Source organism: Acinetobacter sp. AOR41_HL (assembly GCF_027854645.1).
GTDB lineage: Bacteria > Pseudomonadota > Gammaproteobacteria > Pseudomonadales > Moraxellaceae > Acinetobacter > Acinetobacter nosocomialis.
This window is the reverse complement of the sequence record NZ_JAKTHZ010000033.1, coordinates 24,466-41,914: the sequence shown is the minus strand read 5'-3', so window position 1 is coordinate 41,914 and position 17,449 is coordinate 24,466. Positions and strand designations below refer to the sequence as shown.

General features: G+C 37.0%; 18 protein-coding genes and 1 pseudogene. All 19 read left to right on the top strand.

The features are described from left to right. The first annotated feature begins 71 nt into the window (after positions 1 to 71). The 19 genes and pseudogenes from MKL35_RS13240 (at position 72) to MKL35_RS13150 (ending at position 17,262) form a co-directional block, all read left to right on the top strand. Positions 72 to 1,466 (top strand): methylenetetrahydrofolate reductase C-terminal domain-containing protein, encoded by a 1,395-nt coding sequence (locus MKL35_RS13240; protein WP_146134265.1) that lies wholly within the window; start codon positions 72 to 74, stop codon positions 1,464 to 1,466. Positions 1,467 to 1,763: 297 nt separating this feature from the next. Next, positions 1,764 to 2,168 (top strand): hypothetical protein, encoded by a 405-nt coding sequence (locus tag MKL35_RS13235; RefSeq protein WP_228132247.1) that lies wholly within the window; start codon positions 1,764 to 1,766, stop codon positions 2,166 to 2,168. 7 nt (positions 2,169 to 2,175) lie between these two features. Then, complete coding sequence (locus MKL35_RS13230; protein ID WP_032010475.1) at positions 2,176 to 2,424, top strand: hypothetical protein; 249 nt, start codon at positions 2,176 to 2,178, stop codon at positions 2,422 to 2,424. A 151-nt stretch (positions 2,425 to 2,575) separates the two neighbouring features. Next, complete coding sequence (locus MKL35_RS13225) at positions 2,576 to 3,280, top strand: hypothetical protein (protein WP_106479813.1); 705 nt, start codon at positions 2,576 to 2,578, stop codon at positions 3,278 to 3,280. Positions 3,281 to 3,371: 91 nt separating this feature from the next. Continuing rightward, complete coding sequence (locus MKL35_RS13220; protein WP_032010472.1) at positions 3,372 to 3,626, top strand: hypothetical protein; 255 nt, start codon at positions 3,372 to 3,374, stop codon at positions 3,624 to 3,626. Further along, positions 3,623 to 3,885, top strand: a pseudogene (locus tag MKL35_RS13215) (hypothetical protein). Before MKL35_RS13220 ends, MKL35_RS13215 begins: the two are co-directional and overlap by 4 nt. 95 nt (positions 3,886 to 3,980) lie before the next feature. After that, positions 3,981 to 4,499, top strand: coding sequence for a hypothetical protein (locus MKL35_RS13210; RefSeq protein WP_032010470.1), 519 nt, complete (start codon positions 3,981 to 3,983; stop codon positions 4,497 to 4,499). Between the two features lie 243 nt (positions 4,500 to 4,742). Then, on the top strand, positions 4,743 to 5,099 hold the full coding sequence (locus MKL35_RS13205) for a hypothetical protein (protein WP_032010469.1): 357 nt from the start codon (positions 4,743 to 4,745) through the stop codon (positions 5,097 to 5,099). A gap of 4 nt (positions 5,100 to 5,103) precedes the next feature. Continuing rightward, the gene (locus MKL35_RS13200) at positions 5,104 to 5,295 is read left to right on the top strand and encodes a hypothetical protein (protein WP_032010467.1); all 192 of its coding nucleotides are present in this window, start codon (positions 5,104 to 5,106) and stop codon (positions 5,293 to 5,295) included. Between the two features lie 67 nt (positions 5,296 to 5,362). After that, positions 5,363 to 5,662 carry a hypothetical protein gene (locus tag MKL35_RS13195; protein WP_032010466.1) on the top strand — a complete coding sequence of 100 codons (300 nt, stop codon included), beginning with the start codon at positions 5,363 to 5,365 and terminating at the stop codon, positions 5,660 to 5,662. A gap of 145 nt (positions 5,663 to 5,807) precedes the next feature. After that, positions 5,808 to 6,482, top strand: coding sequence for a DUF6988 family protein (locus MKL35_RS13190; protein WP_171073635.1), 675 nt, complete (start codon positions 5,808 to 5,810; stop codon positions 6,480 to 6,482). Between the two features lie 150 nt (positions 6,483 to 6,632). Next, positions 6,633 to 7,352, top strand: a complete 720-nt coding sequence (locus MKL35_RS13185; protein ID WP_032010464.1) for a response regulator transcription factor — start codon at positions 6,633 to 6,635, stop codon at positions 7,350 to 7,352. 92 nt (positions 7,353 to 7,444) lie between these two features. Continuing rightward, positions 7,445 to 8,905, top strand: coding sequence for an indoleacetamide hydrolase (gene iaaH / locus MKL35_RS13180; RefSeq protein WP_032010463.1), 1,461 nt, complete (start codon positions 7,445 to 7,447; stop codon positions 8,903 to 8,905). Positions 8,906 to 9,586: 681 nt separating this feature from the next. Continuing rightward, on the top strand, positions 9,587 to 10,648 hold the full coding sequence (locus MKL35_RS13175; RefSeq protein WP_032010461.1) for an HlyD family secretion protein: 1,062 nt from the start codon (positions 9,587 to 9,589) through the stop codon (positions 10,646 to 10,648). 25 nt (positions 10,649 to 10,673) lie between these two features. Next, positions 10,674 to 12,221 (top strand): DHA2 family efflux MFS transporter permease subunit, encoded by a 1,548-nt coding sequence (locus MKL35_RS13170; RefSeq protein ID WP_032010459.1) that lies wholly within the window; start codon positions 10,674 to 10,676, stop codon positions 12,219 to 12,221. A 188-nt stretch (positions 12,222 to 12,409) separates the two neighbouring features. Next, on the top strand, positions 12,410 to 13,198 hold the full coding sequence (locus tag MKL35_RS13165) for a hypothetical protein (protein ID WP_170318192.1): 789 nt from the start codon (positions 12,410 to 12,412) through the stop codon (positions 13,196 to 13,198). Further along, a complete protein-coding gene (locus tag MKL35_RS13160; protein WP_106479826.1) occupies positions 13,195 to 14,781 on the top strand; it encodes a GH3 family domain-containing protein in 1,587 nt (528 codons plus the stop codon). Before MKL35_RS13165 ends, MKL35_RS13160 begins: the two co-directional genes overlap by 4 nt. Further along, entirely contained in the window at positions 14,778 to 16,106 is a 1,329-nt protein-coding gene (locus tag MKL35_RS13155) for a TolC family protein (protein WP_032010455.1), read from the top strand. Before MKL35_RS13160 ends, MKL35_RS13155 begins: the two co-directional genes overlap by 4 nt. Further along, the gene (locus MKL35_RS13150; RefSeq protein ID WP_032010453.1) at positions 16,099 to 17,262 is read left to right on the top strand and encodes a hypothetical protein; all 1,164 of its coding nucleotides are present in this window, start codon (positions 16,099 to 16,101) and stop codon (positions 17,260 to 17,262) included. The genes MKL35_RS13155 and MKL35_RS13150 overlap by 8 nt, the downstream gene beginning before the upstream one ends. The last annotated feature ends 187 nt before the right edge of the window (positions 17,263 to 17,449 follow it).

The following is a 17,449-nucleotide window of genomic DNA, read 5'->3' as shown; positions in this document are numbered from 1 at the left end:
GCATCTTGATGCGCTTTGATTTATAATGCCGCGCTTATGATTGATGTCATGTTTTGATCAGCACTTTGCCTATGTCACACGTTTCTCCCTGCTTCCAGCAAAACCAGTTTTTTGTGTTGGTGGAGTACCTCACTTCACTGCATGAAATTTATCCTGTGAAACATGAGTTTGCAGGATATCCGGCTGCAATGACATTGGCAGATCGCGTACATTCAGATCATGATATTGTGCCGCTTGAAGCCAGTAAAAGTTACCCTGACTCAATAGAGAAAGTCTTACACTTTTCAGGTAAGGCCCGAGACATACAAGACTTTGAGCATTTTTTAGAGCAAGCTCAAACAGCCAATATTCAAAACTTGTTATTGCTTACAGGCGACAAACTTAAAGAGCATCATAATGGTCGAGATGGACAGCCTCGTAGCCGATACCTAGAGTCGGTAAACGCCGTAATGGCTGCCAAGCAACATGGCGGGTTTCGCATTGGGGTGGCTTTTAACCCATTTAAATATGTTGAAGCTGAGCGTGATGCACAGTATTTAAAACTACATAAGAAAATTAAAGCAGGCGCTGACTTTATCATTACCCAATTGGGCTATGACATTGAAGCTTTAAAACAAGCTAAAGCATTTTTAACTAAAAACAATTATTCGCAGCAAATACTGGCTTGTGTTATGCCACTGACTTTGGGCCGAGCCAATTTTATGGTGAAGCATAAAGTCGCGGGTATTGTAATTACTCCACACATGCTAAAAGTCTTGGCAGATGAAAAACAGATAGGGCATACAGACCGCGTTTATTTGCGCTGTGCTTTGCAGATTTTAATATGTAAACATTTAGGGTTTGCTGGAATTCACTTATCTGCCTGCCATAAGCCAGAAGAGCAAATGCTGCTTGAAAGCTACGTCGAGCAATACAGACATCTGGAGCTTAATGTTTTAGAAGAGCTTTGGAATTCACTTTGGCAAGTCACGTCAGGCAAAGAGTTCTCACCTGAAATTACTCGGTTTTCGCGTCAGCCAACATCTAAACAATTAATTAAATATCGTCAGTTACATGTTATGCATGAAGCAATGTTTGGATCAAAAATTGCTAAAGGCGTCGGACGTTTTATTTTTAAAGCATCTTTTTGGGAAAATGCTTTGATCGTCAAACTCTTACTTAAAACAGAAGTACTGAGTAAACATAGCCTAGTAGGCTGTGAAAGCTGTGGTCAGTGCCGTTTAGGTGACACTTTATATATTTGCCCTGAAACATGTCCAAAAGGTTTAGCCAATGGTCCTTGTGGTGGAACAACTTTAGACCGCTGCGAATTTGGTGACCGTGAATGTATTCATTCAGTCAAAGCGAGACTTGCAAAAGCGGTTGAACAAACTGAAATATTAAAAGAAAAACTCATTCCAACTGTACCTATTGAAACTAGGGGAACCAGTTCTTGGAAAAATTGGTATTTAGCGACTGAGGCTTAAGTTTTGTATTAACTGGATGTGTTTATGACCCGGTTAATTACGACAAAATACACGACCAAGAGTTCCAAGACCACCTCAGGCAAAACGGTTAGTAATAAAAAACCCACTCAATGAGTGGGTTTCATTGTTTAAAAAGCCCGACTATCTAATACATCTGCCTAGCCTTATTATCCTTCATTAATTTAAATTACTATTGTTTACATGCTCTTTTTTGAAAAGATTCATCTATTCTGCATTTCAGGAAAAAACGGCACAGGCAGCGCTTAAATTAGCTCTCTATTAATCTGATTTTAATTTATTCACTCTTTAATTGATGGATGGTTGGAGCAGTTGGGCACGTGGTGCGAAACGGTTCGTATGAAAGGAGGGGATTTACCTGATGGTCTTCATATCAATCAAATTTACTGGTTGATGCGTGAAGCAGAAAGAGAGCTTCCAAAAGGTAAATCTTACATTCGATGTGAGATCAGCGATTATGAGGCAGATCAGATTCAAGCACTTTTACGAAGTCTTTTAAAATCTGATAAAACAGATTTTACAACGAAGTTTGCACTAATATGTTTAATCAAAAATAAAGTTGAAAATAAAGGATTAGGTAAAGTTGCTCAAGAAACAAACCAATCAAAAGCTCAAGCTGCTATTATGGTAAGTTGCGCTAGATTTTATTTAGCTGGGCATCATAAAAGATTAAAACAAAATTGAGACTCAAATGAAAAAATACAAAGTAAAACTATATGAAGGTATCAATCGGGAGAAAGTGAATGAGGTTTTAAAATACTTCCCTGATTATGTCGGCAAAATATCTATTATTACAACTGTAATTAATAACAAGTTGGAATTAACACTAGTAGCATTTGAAGGAATCGATTTTAAAACAGCCAATGATCTTATAGTTCAGATTGTTGGCCGATTAGTACTTTTAAAATTGGTTGAAAACCATAATTTAAATGAGAGTTGACTGTCTAGACGCAATATGTCATATTTGTGATAACATGGCGATTTTACATTTAAATCGGCAATTTAGAAGGCTCGCTTATGCGAGCTTTAATTTTTTTAAATATCTCATGCTAGAATGAAGATACCTTAGTGAATTTGATAATAATTGAAATATGAGCATTAGTTCAAATATACAAAAATATCTTGAAAAGCTTGAGAAAAGTCTTAAAGTTTTATCTCAAAGTCACACACTGAAAGACCAACTTTTTGATTACGGATGGTATCCAATTAAATTTGTCAGTAGAGTCGAAAAAGATTCAAATGAGTCTATTGATGCATTTATGGAAAGGTTGATATTAGATAAATATGATCAAATCAAAGAATATTGTTTTGAGTTATTTCCTTTGCGGAAGGAGGTTATGGAAGTAGCATTTAAATTGTATGAAGCTGAAAACTATATAGCATGCATACCTCTTTTTCTGACTCAAACCGATGGTATAGCTAGAGATTATGGAACAAAAGGAATGTTCTCAGGTAAAATCAATGTAGAACCTAATAAAAGTAAATTCATTCCGTATGTGAATCAAGTAGCCAATCAAGATATAACAAAAGCAATATTTATTAGGTTTTTTCATAGCGAAAAATTTGTTGGTTCTAAAAGCTACGAAGAATTACCAATTTCAGTTAATACTGATAAAACAACCCCGAATGATAATTATTCAATGAATAGACATGGTATTTTACATGGACTTATTGAATATCAAAATTACGGTACAAAGTTAAACGCTTTAAGAGCTCTATGTTTCATGGTTTATACGATAAATCTTGGTGAAGATGTTAAGTTTATTTTTAAAAGTAACAATGATATAGATCATTAATATAAATGTCCTTAATTATATTAAGGCTCATTGCAGTGGTGAGCTTTTGTGTTTTGTGTTATAAAAAAAAACTCTAATAAAGGAAGTACATATGTCAATTAACTCTGGAAAATGGCTTTGTATTGGTGGAAGTGAATCTGGGAAGTGGATTGAGCAAAATGAATTTCATGAAGTTCATCCATATAACAATAATCCCCTAAGACCTCATATATATCGTCCAAAAATGTTGTTAAATCCGCATACTAATGAGAAAGAAAATTTTTACGTTTTAACTGATTTGCATGAAGATAGATATGAATATGCTTTAAATGAAGCATTAGCAAACCAAGTAGATACTAGTAATTGAATATCTGTATTGGTGGTGAACTAGATGATCAAATTATAGAAAAGAAGGGAAGCTATTAAAAGCTTCTGTTATTAACTCATCATTTAAAACTGAGTACTACAAACAGATTTACAACCGTTCTAACACTGAATACCAATTGTGGTTGCCTATAGATACTAATCTCAATGAAATGTCAAAATTGGTATTGGATATCCTAAGAGCACCTAAAAATAGTTTTATCGTTTGCCGAACATGTTACGACGCAAAAGAGCCCCGCTAAATATCGCTTATTGGCGGGGTTTTTATTTATTAAATTGTTAAGATAAAAACACAAATGTTATATAATTATAGTTAAAACCTATAATTGGAAACTTTATGACATCTTGTGTGTTAGATTGGGAATTAGCATCAAAATTTATTCCATTGATTACAGCATTAACCACAATATCTGTTGCATGGTTTGTATATAAGGTATGGCATAAACAAAAAGCTAAAGAAGTAATGGCTAGCGAAGCTAAACAATGTATAAAAGATCTATTAGAAATGATAAAAATCATTAATTTTATTGAAGTTGGAAAGTATGATGATGAAGAAGAGTTGAAGAAGCAATTTGCTAAGTTCAAAATTTTATTTGAACAAACAATAATAAATGTTATGTATGTTAATGATTGCGTAAATATTTTAAATTTAAAAAATAAAATATTTGAATTTACAGAGGCAGGAAATACACTCATAAACCTTAAATCTAAAAATTCTCTTAATTATGAGAATCCAAACTTTAAAGATAAATTTTATGGTGATACAAAATTATTTAGTGCTAAAGCTATTGATCTGACAAATATCTTACGACCCTATTCTGTATATATTAAAACTTTTGATTTTCGCGATAAGTGAAGTTATTAGAAAGACTTATATTTTTTTATATGCTTTTTCTCTAAAGATAAGGCCTTTTTTTAGGGAGGTTATATGAAAAATGAAATCGGCTTTCATGTTCCTGTGCGTCCAATGCTTTTTTGATAAATTAGTCTGCTACGGTTAAGTTTTTAAAAATTATTAGAGATCCCGATAGCTGATATTGTAATATTGTTTTGTATATATGGGGATAGATACGTGAGACTAATACTTATAGTAATTTTAATGTCAGTTGGAAGTCTATTGCATGCTGAAGAAAAAGAATCAACGGTCTGTGAAAAGCTCAATAGTGCAGCATATCAAATCATGTTAGAAAGACAGTCTGGTATTAAGCCTCTTGATTTGCTTGAAAAGCTACTTATTCCATTAGATCAAGATAAGGAAAATGTAATAACGAATTACTATATCAATCACTTTTTTGGTCATGTAAGTGGTTTGGCTTATGAGACACCTCTCTATACAACAGAAGATGAAAAACAAAAAGCGGCTACAGATTTTGGTTTGAGAATTGAAAGAATTTGCACAAAGGATAAGACGGCATTATTTGCTCCTCCGCAATTTCAGACTTTTGAGGAATATTAGCCTAATGCAAAATCAAATTGAACCAATTAATAAGATTGAGCAATTAGATACCGAGAATGAGCAAAAGCAGGAAAACTCGGTACTTAATTCTGTGAATCCTGATCTAGTTGAAGTAAAAAATTTAATTGTAGAAATCGGAAAAGATATAGTTGATTTTGCCTCATCTATTTTCGATAACATTGATATCAATTTTTAACTTAAGAGCTCCCTAATAGTGAGTTTTTATGTGTTATAAAAAGATTTCCCATAATAAGGAGATCGAAGTGGAACTTACGCAAATTAAGGCAACAATAGATCGAGAATATGATCTCTTTGTAAATTCACATGAATTTAAGACCTATCAGTACGATAAAGAAAAGCAAGCTAGATTTTTGGGTCATGCATTAACAACATTGAAATATCCTTATACGAACATCATTACTTTAGGCGGTGGTCGATATAAAATTTCAGGACATCATGATTTAAATGTTGATATTGACCTATTCCAGGCACCTTCTTTTACAGCCAAGCAAGCGTTTAATACTTGGTTGACTAAAATCCTATTCCAACATTTATATTCTTAAAATATATTGTAAATACATATTTTAATTTGTATTATCAGTATCAAATACTGCGCTGAAAGTTTTTTGTTTTGTGACCCGTTTCTTTTTTAGAAGCGGGTTTTTTAATGTAATATTTGATTTCACTAGAATAATTTATAGAAATTTTATGGAACGGGGAATCCTTTTAGAAAAATCATTAAAAATGATTTTGGAACTTAAAGATGAGATCATTAATAGCGAAGTGATTGATTGTGGACTACGTTTAGATTTGGTTGAACAATGTATTTATATTTCATTTGAACATGGAATAGGGGTTAATACTTTATTGACATTAGATATGCCAATTCAAGCGATGGTTTTATCACGCGCTCAGTTCGAGTCTACCGTAAGGGCCTATTGGCTATTGTTTTGTGCATCAAATCTTCAAATTTCTAAATTAAGTTTTGACTATACTTTTGAAGAACAGTTTGTCAAAGATAGATTTCCTACTTTAAATGAAATGTTGGGCATACTTGATAAAGCAAATTTACCAGCTAGAACGGTAATCAATATGTTGGTCGAATTTAAAAAATATCATCTCAACCAGCTGAATTCATTTGTTCATACAGGTAAACATTCATTCACTCGTGATGAGATAGGTTTTGATGAGAATCTTGTCCTAACTCTAATGAGACAATCAAATAATTTAATCACAGCTTCAGCACAAATAATGTTGGCACATACTATTCCAGATAAACAGAAATTCATTCATTTATTGACTGAAAAATATCGGGATTGTTTCTTTTTGCAGGAAGATTTAGATCCCAAAGTGAAAGCTAGATTAGATAATTATTTCAGCTAAATTTTTAAGTAGGCCGTATGCTTTAAAATTATTTTAATATTTGCATATAAATGTTATAGAAAAGGATGGAGTTAATAATAAGAATAAGTTCAAAGGAAGCACTTAACCGATCTTCTTAAAATTCGATGGATTTCGTTATATAGGTAAATGATGACCGAACTTTTAGAAAAGGATTTCAGCCCATCTGAGTTTACATTGTTTTCTGAAATATTATGGAAACTTGGCTCAGGGAAAGGGCACTATAATTTACGTGAAAATATCCTTGCTGATATTGCCATCTTATTACGGGCTGATTTCGCGGCATCTTACATTTGGGATTCAACCAATAACTTATCGAGAGAAGGCGTAATATGGAAAATCGACCCAAAAGCCATGAAGGACTATGAGTGTGTTTGGCAATTTGATGATCCGATTACGGCACAGCTTCGCAAACGTCAAAAACCAACATTTGTAAATGAAGTTATGCCTCTTGCTAACCTGAAAAAAACACCCTATTACAATGAGTTTTTGAGTGCCTATGGCTTATATCACGGTATAAATATTTATTTTGTCCGAAACGGTATGGATATTGGTGATTTACGCATTTGGCGTGCGAAAGACGCCGACATGTTTGGTGAACGTGAAAAAAGAATATTAAGCCTACTTGAGCCTTATTTTACTCAAGCCTTACCAACTGATTTATCAACCCAATACGGTTTGACTTCGCGTGAGCAAGAAGTGGTTCGCTTGGTATCTAAAGGTTTAAGTGATAAAGATGTGGCAAATTTACTGGGTATTAGCTTTACTACATTAAGGACTCATCTGAACAATTCTATGAGAAAAATCGGCTGCAATAATCGCACTGAAATGGCCTTGCTCATTCGACATTAAAGTTTAAGCAATCCTCAATTTTGAGGATGCGAATGAAAGAGCAATTTATACTAAGTTCCTAAAATTACAACTTAAACGGATTCTAAGTTACTATGTTAAATATAAATGAAAAAAATAATTGGATCGAATCACAGGGTTTATCAAACGCTTCAGTAGATATCATTACTAAACTGATTCATGAAAGAAAAGTATCTTGTGAAGAGCTTGTGCATCATTACTTCGATACGATTGAAAAACAGCAATCCTTAAATGCTTTTATTAGCACAGATAAAGCTTCGGCAATTCAACAAGCTCAATATTGGGATGAATACCTACTGAGTGGAAAACCATGTCCAGCTTTGATGGGTATTTTAATTGCGGTTAAAGATAATATTCATGTTGCAGGTTTTCCAAATAGTGCAGGTACACCAGCTTTAGCTCAATTTAGACCTCAAACTTCTGCGCCCGTTATTCAAAAGCTTATTGATCAAGGTGCAATCATTGTTGGTAAAGCCAATATGCACGAATTGGCCTTTGGGGTAACTGGTTATAATACTGCCATGCATATAGAGGGCGTTGTGGGTACACGAAATGCAGTAAACCCGTTACACATTGCTGGTGGGTCTTCTTCGGGTAGTGCGGTGGCTGTTGCGGCGGGCATGGTTCCGATTGCTATGGGTACAGACACAGGTGCTTCTATTCGTCTGCCAAGTGCCTTAAATGGCTGTGTCGGCTTTCGTCCTACGGTAGGACGATATTTACAAGAAGGTATTACCCCGATTTCACATACTCGAGATACCGCTGGACCTATTGCACATACCGTATCTGACATTATCTTAGTTGATGAGCTTATTACTCAGGAGCCAAGAAAAGAACCATTACAGCCCCAACAAATTCGACTCGGTATCAATTCATATTTTTGGAATCATTTAGATGAAGACGTTCATGAACAGGCTCATATTGCGCTTGAGCTTTTAAAAAGTGCAGGAGTCGAAATTATTTCGGTTGATATGCCAAATTTAGAACAACTCAATCAAGCTATTTCATTTCCTGTGGCCATCTATGAAGGCAAGTATGACCTGATTCAATATTTGAAAGATCATCATGTAAAATTGACCATAGAGACTGTAGTCGATCAGATCTCAAGCCCAGATGTACAGGCAATTTTTAAACTGAATATTCTTCCTGAGTTAACTTTAGATCAGACTGGTCAATTTGTTCCTGTTTTACCTTTGTATAAAAAAGCCATCAGTGAAGCTCGTCCACAATTGCTTGAACTCTACCAAAACACATTTAAAGCGCATAATTTACATGCTTTATTATTTCCGACATCACCGATTGTTGCACCACTAGCAAACGAAGACGTCTATTCAATTGAAACTTTCCAGACCCTCATGCGAAATACAGACCCTGGCAGTAATATTGGAATACCGGGCCTGAGTTTACCTATTGGAAAGGGCGCGAAATCAAAACTGCCAATCGGATTTGAAATAGATGGCTTAGCTCATCAAGATAGTGAATTGCTTGCGATTGGAATAACTTTAGAAGAAATTTTTAAGGTTTTAAATCAATAGACAAAACCTCTTAAATCACTATTTTTAAAGCTTTGTTTGTCTTTTAATAATAGGTCTAAATTTATTTTAAGACTGTTTTTTATCCAAAAAATTATAAGCCATTTTACTTGTTATAATGGCTTATTTATTAAGCAATCATTGCTTATTAGATTTAATATTTTGTCAGTTTGTTGTTGTTAATTTTAGAAAATATAATATTTATAAATCATATATATTCTATTTTTATAAGTATAACAATTTTTATTGTTAACTCATTTTTAAATTACATATTATTTTAATTAATAATACTTAAATATTACACAATAAAATTTATTCTTAATATTTCTGCAATATATTGCTTTTATTAAAGGAGTTTTATTGAAGCTTAAATAAAAATTAAAGTGTTTATTAACAATAGCTTGTATTGAATTTTTAGATGGATTTATTACGAGAAATCTACACTAGTTCGAATTACATAATTTTTAAACATAGTTTATATAATATGCTTTATTGACATAAATAGAAAAAATATATGGCAAAGAAGTCAATGATATTTAATTAACTTCAGAACCATAATTTGCACCAAATTTTACGCTGTCACGATTCATTGAATAAAACCAAGTGAAAAGTTACGTAAAAAAGAAACCAATAATTTTATTGGCTTAAATAAAAAATCGAATATTACAAATAAGCGGAATGAATATGGATAACGTAGCTCAGCTAGAAACTGATACTAATTTCCAAAGTCGAAAGAAAATAACTTGGGGTGTTTTTAGTGTCCTGCTGTTATTTTTAGTTGCCGGTATCGTATATTATTTTTTGGTATATCGATTCTATCAATCTACTGATAATGCTTATGTGCAAGCTGATGTGACTTGGGTTATGCCAAAGATTTCAGGCGAAGTGATGGAGTTATTAATTAACGATAATCAGGTGGTAAAAAAAGGGGAAACTTTAGCGGTATTAGACCATCGTGACTATCAAGCTCGTTATGACCAAGCCCGTTCTGTGGTCAGCTTAAAAGAAGCCGCACTGGGCGTACAACAACAAAATGAAAAGTCTGCCAAGTCGTCAATTACCGAAGCAAATAGTGGTGTAGTGGCAGCACAAGCCGACCTATCTCGTTTGAAAAAAGAATATGAGCGTTATCAAGATTTATTAAAAGATGGCGTGATTACCCGACAAAATTTTGAAGGGATCCAGTCTCAATATTTAACAGCTCAAGCACAGCTCAGCAAAGCGCAAGCCTCCGTAAATGCAGCAGAAGCTCAGTTGGGGAGCTTACAAGCGAGTCGAGCGCAGCTTTTAGCAGATATTCAAAGTGCCAATGCAAATTTAAACCTGTATCAGGTTGATTTAGCTTCATCAAAAGTGGTCAGTCCTGTTTCGGGTAAGATCGGTAGCCTTGCAATTCAAAAAGGTTCACGCGTTTCTCCACAAACCCGCTTAATGGCAATCATTCCTGAAAATAGTTTGTATGTACAAGCGAATTTCAAAGAAACCCAAATTGAAAAAATGCATATCGGTCAAAAAGTGAAGTTAAAACTTGATGCCTATCCGAGCCTCACCTATACCGGAAAAATTGAGAGTTTTTCACCAGCTTCAGGTGCAACTTTTTCACTCATGCCACCAGACAATGCAACGGGTAACTTTAACAAGGTTGTACAGCGTATTCCTGTACGTATTGTCATAGATTCAAGCCCACATATTGATTTGATTAAACCTGGAATGTCGGTGAGTGCCACCGTTGACCTAAGAACTTAATAAAAAAATTTTAGGTAATAAGAAAATGAATAAGCATGTTGAAGCCGAGTGGAGGTTTCCTGCAAAAACTGCATGGGCAATTTTTGCTGCCATGATTTTTGGCAACTTTATGGCGATTCTTGATATTCAGATTGTGGCGAGTTCTCTAAACGAAGTTCAAGCTGGTATGAGTGCAAGTCGTTATGAAGTCACTTGGGTACAAACGGTTTATTTAATTGCCGAAATTATTGCAATTCCAATGTCGAGTATTGTCTCGCGAGTGCTTTCAACACGGGTGTATTACACCATGTGTGCAATTGGCTTTACGGTGAGTTCTTTACTTTGTGCTTTGTCATGGAACTTGGAAAGTTTACTAGTGTTCCGTGGCATTCAAGGCTTTATGGGTGGCGGCATGATTCCGACTTCCATGACAGCGTTGTACTTGCTTTTCCCAGAAGCAAAACGCTCATTGCCTTTGGTCATGTTTGGCATGATCAGTACTTTAGGGCCTGCGATTGGCCCAACCATTGGTGGTTGGCTCACCAATAACTTCTCATGGCACTGGATGTTCCTGATCAATATTATTCCGGGCATTATCATTGCCACAGTCATTTACTCAGGCCCAAATATCGACCGTGCAAACTATTCACTCATCAAAAGCATGGACTGGCTCAGTCTAGTGGGAATGGCGATGTTTTTGGGTGGGCTTGAATATTTCCTCGATGAAGGCGCACGACATGACTGGCTTGCAGACACAGGCGTTCGTATTGCTTTTATGATCTGCGTTGTAGGCGGCATGATTTTCTTCTCTAGAAGTTTTACCCAGCCTAAGCCTTTGCTCGATTTATCGGTATTTAAAAACAAAAACTTTACTTTAAGTGCCATCACAACGTTTGTGATTGGTATGGCGCTGTATGGCTTAGGTTACATGATTCCTGTGTTTCTTGGGCAAGTCCGTGAAATGAATAGTAGCCAAATTGGTCATGTCATGATGGTGACAGGCATTGTCATGTTCTGCTTTGCACCGTTTCTTGCATGGCTTATTCCTAACTTTGATACCCGCAAAACCGTATTTGTCGGAATGGTTCTGGCTGGCTTTGGTGTATGGCTCAATTCGCACCTCAGCATTCATAGCGATTATGACTTTATGTTTTGGCCGCAAATTTACCGCGGTATTGGTCTTATGATTTGCCTGATTGTGGTGTCACATTTGGCTATGAGCACTTTGCCACTCAGTAAAGTGGCCGATGCCAGCGGTATTTATAACCTCATGCGTAATATCGGTGGTGCGGTTGGACTGGCACTGATTAACTCATCTTTAGACTGGCTTACCGCAATGCACGTCACCCAGATTAATCAGTCGATGACACCGCAAAACTGGATATTTACAGAACGACTCGACCAACTCACGGCGCAATATCAGGAAGTCGGCGCAAATGCTCAGCAAATTGCACTCAGTGTGATTTACCGCGACATTCACTTTCAAGCATTAACATCGAGTTTCAACGATTTATTACGCATGCTCGCAATCATCATGTTTGTGACCGCCTTTTTAACCATCTTTATGGATAGGGGGAAGAAAATGAATATGTAAGGTTTTAGCAGTAGAGGGCAGCTTTTAAAGAATGAAAAACAATAGGGCATATCAAAACGTATCCCTTCATAGAAAAAGAACATTTATACGAGTTTCTAATATCGCCGTATGAGCGAGTGGAACTCACAGATCTGAATGTGGGAGATTAAAGTATTATGATTAATACAACATATAAACTAATTTCAAAATTGAACCTGAAAAATGCAACTTATGGGCAATATTTTGAAAAAGAGCAAATTGATACTGATCGACTAAAAGTGATGTATTCCATTTACGAACAGTATTATGAAAATACCAGATTTTCTATTTTTGTAGATGATTTTGAAAATAAAAGCGGTGCGATTTTAATTTTTGACTCTGAAACAGACGAAATAGTCGGTTTCTCGACGGTTGTTGTGCAGCACTTTTATTTAAACGGTAAAGACTACACCGTACTCTTTAGCGGTGATACGGTTATTTTGAAGAAGTTCTGGGGCACGCGTAGCTTACAAAGCACCATGCTTAAACTCATGATTAAACTTCGCATTAAATATCCTTTTAACGAACTTTATTGGCTCCTTATTTCTAAAGGCTATAAGACCTATCTCTTACTTGCCAATAATTACTATGTGTATTACCCAAACATTAAAGATGAAAACCAACACCTTTCGGAAGTGGTTGAGCACTACTGTGAGAAATTCTTTGGTGAATATTACGACCGTGAAGCAGGCTTACTCAACTTTGGTGATGACTATCAGCCACTAAAAGGTGAAGTTGCACCGATTACTGCCGAAATGAGAGAAAAGAACCCAAATATTCATTTCTTTGAACAGAAAAATCCAACTTGGAAAGCCGGTACAGAACTGCCTTGTATTGGTCGTCTTGGCTGGAAAGATATTGCCCGTTTCCCTGTAAAGCTGATGACTAAACCGACCAGTAAAGGGAAGTTTGAAGCCCGCGTAACTCATAAAACAAAACGTAGAGAGGCTATCCAATGAAATCTAATGAATGGCTGACTCTCGGCTCGCATCTTATTTTAAAAAAATGGTGTGATGCATCTGACCGTAATTTCCAAAAGCAGTTTAATGCTTTAGAGACCACACAACGTCAAATTTTGCATTCGATATTACAGACCTCGACCTTTGCCAAAGATAAGAAGGTTCAAAATTATGAGCAGTTTGTAAAAGCATTTCCTGCCACTCGCTATAGCGCTTGGCGAGAAGACATTCAGCGTTACCGTGAACAAAAGCTTTCACTCTCGAGCAGTAAACTGGTTCGCTTTCAGCCGACTAGTGGTTCGAGCGAACAAATCAAGTTTATTCCATACACCAAGCTGTTTTTAGATGAACTTGACCATGCGATTGCGCCGTGGATGGCAAGTTTATACCGTAAATGCCCACAGCTGAGTTCAGGTACACACTACTGGTCGGTGTCATGGTTGCCAGAAAGTCAGCGTGAAGTTTTAAAGGACAAAAATCTAAATGATGACAGTGCGCTACTTGGCGTAGGTAAACGCATACTGTCTAAGTTTACCCAAGCCGTTCCAAGTAACGTTGCCTTTGCAGCCAACGCGGACGATGCACTGTTTGCCACCATTTGTTATTTGGTCGCAAACCGTAACTTAGCCATGATTTCGGTATGGAGCCCAACGTTTGCGCTGCAATTGCTTGAGCGTTTGGAGACACTGCAAAAAGATGTGGTTGAAGTTTTACAAAGTGGTAAATGGGGCAACCGTCAGGCTTCACTAAAAGAAGTGACGGCACCGCATAGCCCTGAAAGTGCTCAAGCTTTAATTGCAAGTTTAAACGGCGCACAGATCGACTTTAAAAAACTTTGGCCAAAGTTAAGTCTGGTTTCGAGTTGGGATACCGCAGGTTCAAAAGCTTGGGCCGAAAAATTAAAAGAGAAACTGCCCAGTGTTCAGTTTGAAGGCAAAGGGTTATGGGCAACCGAAGGTGTAGTGACCATTCCCTATAACGATCAATACCCACTCGCATACCAAAGCCACTTCTATGAATTTGAATATTTAGAAGGTGAGAAACAAGGCCAAATCGTTCCTTCATGGCAGCTTAAACAAGGTGACGTGGTCAGCCCACTGATTACTTCGGGTAATGGCTTATTGCGTTACTGTTTGGATGACTGTTTAAAAGTGACTGGCTTTATAGAGCAAATTCCGTGTTTTGAGTTCCAAGGCCGCCGCTTTGGTGTAGATCTGGTCGGTGAAAAACTCGCACCTGAAACTGCTCAACAGTTGTTGTCTCAGTTAAACGAAACCGAATCGAAAGCGATTTCTTTACTGGCGATTGATACGGAGCAACAGGTTAAACCATTTTATTGCGTGCTTTTTGAAGGTGAAATTCATCACAGCATTAGCAATGAATATATCGACAGTATCTTACGTCAAAACTTCCACTATGAACTTGCACGAAACTTGGGGCAGCTCGACCAGCCTCAAATTCGCCAAGCCAATAATGGCTGGAATGCCTATAAAAAACTGGTCATGTTTGATGGCATTATCGAAGGCAATATCAAGCCTGAGCCACTTAAGAAAGTCACCCTCAATAGTTTGGAACAACTATGAAAGGGATGAAGCACTTTAATACTCGTTTTTTTACACTTCGACACGCCTTGTATTTCGGCGTGTTGGTTGTGTCGAATACACATGCCATGACTTTAGACGAGGCGTTGTCTGCCAGTTTAAAACATGAAAGTCAGCTTGAAGTCAGCCGTTTAAGTGTAAACCAGTCTACCGCTATGCTTGAACAGGCCAAACAGCGTGATGGACTCAAAGTCAATTTAGTCGGGCAACTTGACTATGAAAGAATAGATACACCGCCAAAAGTCATGTTTCCAACTGAAGGAAACCGTAAAGGACGAAGTTTGCAGTTACAGGCAGATTATCCGATTTATACCTCTGGGCGGCACCGCTTGGGTGTAGATATTGCCGAAAGTCAGCTTTCTGCCCAACACCAAGGTTTGTCAGATCAACGGTCGGAAACTATTTTAAATACCGTGATGGTCTATACCGACGTATTAAAAAAGAAAGCCATTCTAGAACTTAGACAAAAGACCATGGCGAACCTGCAACGGTCTTTATATGAGTCAAAGCGCCGTTTTGATGTAGGAATGATTACCCGTGCAGACTTGGCTCAAGTTTTGGCGCAAGTCGCCCAAGGCCAAGCCGATATTACACAGGCGCAGTCTAACCTGACTGTAAGTGAAGCACAGTTTTACCAAGTGACAGGTACAACACCAGACAACCTTGTTGCAATAAAACAACTACCGGCTATACCGAATGGGTTAGATGAGATTTTGGCGCAAACCAAGAATCATCCCGCTTTAATGCGCGCTAAATATGAAATGCAAGCTGCAGAGAAACAATATGCCTTAACTAAGCGGGAACTTTGGCCCACGGTTATGCTGACCAGTCGTGCCGGAAAGCAAGATGAAGCAAGTTATATTGGTTCTGAAAGTAATAACTATATGGTTGGGGTACAGCTTAATTTACCGCTCTATGACGATGGTTTAAATCGCGCCAATGTTAAAAAAGCGCAGGCCGATATCGATTTGGCTGCGCAAAAAATTCGAAGTCTTGAACTGGACTTAAATAAGCGTACCCGTACCACCTATGCGCAGCTTCAAACCATCCGACAAAATAAAGAAGCACTGGCAAATGCCATAGAGGCAGCGTCTATTGCTTTTGTCTACACACGTAAAGAGTTTGATGTCGGCACCAAAACTACCTTTGATTTGCTCAATACCGAGCAGAAACTTCTCGATGCCCAAACCCAAAAAACCGTAAATGACCAAGACGAAGTAGTGTTTGTTTATCAGCTACTCGACCAAATGGGACGTTTAAACAATTTGGTTCCTACACAGACCACACAACAGGTGAATAATGAATAAAACAAATACACCACTTGCGAATAACACTCTCATTACCCGTGAAGCGACTTTGGCAGATGACGAAGCTTTACGAGAGTTAATTGCTGTGCCCATGACCACCAAAGGCATACAAATCAGCTTTCAGCGTGAACCGAGTTATTTTAAGGCATCCGACATTGTCTATCGGCATAAACTGCATGTCGTGATTGAAGATACCGAAAGCCAAAAGAAAGTGGCTTGTTATAGCAATGGCTATCGTCCTTGTTATGTCGACCGAAATATACAAAACTTACGCTACGCGGGCGATTTACGGGTAGATCATAGCTATCGGGGTAAATCACTGGTGAAGGTATTAGGCAAGCATGTAAAAGATACCATGCACGCACCTAACTTTAGCCAAATGATTATTTTTGATGATAACCACGCCGCACGCGCCGCTATACAAACGGGCAAAACGGGAATGCCCGATTATTATGATGAAGGGCTTATAGAGACACTCAGCCTAACGAGCACTGGTGCCAAACGAAAAATCACGGCTTTTTTAAAACAGACTGTTAAACAGAGTAACCTTCAAGAGATCCGTAGCTGTGTTGCCGAAGCTAAACATGTGGAAGCCATGAACCAGTTTATTCGCGACATGGCGGAACACTATAACTTTATACCTGCCTATAACTTTGAAGAGCTTGCCCAAGGTCATCAGTATTTTTCAGGGATAAAACTTTCAGACTTTTCACTTTACTTTAAGGATGAAAAACTAGTGGGTATGTTTGGACTATGGGATCAGCATAGTATTAAGCAAACCAAAATTTTAAATTACAGCTCGGCCATAGCTGTGCTTAGACCCGTTTATAACTTATTGACGCCAATAACTAAGGGCATGCGTTTGCCTAAGCTGGGTGATTCTATTCAATACCACGTGCTACATACGCTTATGTGCCATCCCGAAGATTTGGCTTTGCATCATAAAATGCTCGAAGATGCCTATAACAAGTCAAAACAGCAGGGTGTTGGCGTGGTGAGTTTTACGCTTTCACATAAAGACCCGCGTTATCAGCTAAACCAGTTTTATAAAGGTGAGCGTTTAACGGGTATGCATGGCTTTATTAGTTTTGAAGGTGACCCACGTCCAAATTTTGATAAAAACCTGATTCCATATTTAGAGGTTGGGCGTATTTAATTTAAAGTCTGAGGTGATACTTTGAATGAGGCCCACGAAAGTGGGTTTTGTCATTTTTAACATGAACAATGAGGCTGATAATTAGTTGATAAAAAGAAATATAGCAAGAACTTATAATATAATTATTTAATTTTAATGGAAAAATATTTGGATTTTTACGAGTGATTAGTCACTAAACCTACATATA

Bases quoted from the DNA above. Each gene is read 5' to 3' on its own strand.
- MKL35_RS13150 (WP_032010453.1), top strand. From the start codon at position 16,099: ATGAATAAAACAAATACACCACTTGCGAATAACACTCTCATTACCCGT.
- MKL35_RS13170 (WP_032010459.1), top strand. From the start codon at position 10,674: ATGAATAAGCATGTTGAAGCCGAGTGGAGGTTTCCTGCAAAAACTGCA.
- MKL35_RS13205 (WP_032010469.1), top strand. From the start codon at position 4,743: ATGTCAGTTGGAAGTCTATTGCATGCTGAAGAAAAAGAATCAACGGTC.
- iaaH (WP_032010463.1), top strand. From the start codon at position 7,445: ATGTTAAATATAAATGAAAAAAATAATTGGATCGAATCACAGGGTTTA.
- MKL35_RS13225 (WP_106479813.1), top strand. From the start codon at position 2,576: ATGAGCATTAGTTCAAATATACAAAAATATCTTGAAAAGCTTGAGAAA.
- MKL35_RS13240 (WP_146134265.1), top strand. From the start codon at position 72: ATGTCACACGTTTCTCCCTGCTTCCAGCAAAACCAGTTTTTTGTGTTG.
- MKL35_RS13220 (WP_032010472.1), top strand. From the start codon at position 3,372: ATGTCAATTAACTCTGGAAAATGGCTTTGTATTGGTGGAAGTGAATCT.
- MKL35_RS13210 (WP_032010470.1), top strand. From the start codon at position 3,981: ATGACATCTTGTGTGTTAGATTGGGAATTAGCATCAAAATTTATTCCA.
- MKL35_RS13230 (WP_032010475.1), top strand. From the start codon at position 2,176: ATGAAAAAATACAAAGTAAAACTATATGAAGGTATCAATCGGGAGAAA.
- MKL35_RS13190 (WP_171073635.1), top strand. From the start codon at position 5,808: ATGGAACGGGGAATCCTTTTAGAAAAATCATTAAAAATGATTTTGGAA.
- MKL35_RS13175 (WP_032010461.1), top strand. From the start codon at position 9,587: ATGGATAACGTAGCTCAGCTAGAAACTGATACTAATTTCCAAAGTCGA.
- MKL35_RS13160 (WP_106479826.1), top strand. From the start codon at position 13,195: ATGAAATCTAATGAATGGCTGACTCTCGGCTCGCATCTTATTTTAAAA.
- MKL35_RS13185 (WP_032010464.1), top strand. From the start codon at position 6,633: ATGACCGAACTTTTAGAAAAGGATTTCAGCCCATCTGAGTTTACATTG.
- MKL35_RS13155 (WP_032010455.1), top strand. From the start codon at position 14,778: ATGAAAGGGATGAAGCACTTTAATACTCGTTTTTTTACACTTCGACAC.
- MKL35_RS13200 (WP_032010467.1), top strand. From the start codon at position 5,104: ATGCAAAATCAAATTGAACCAATTAATAAGATTGAGCAATTAGATACC.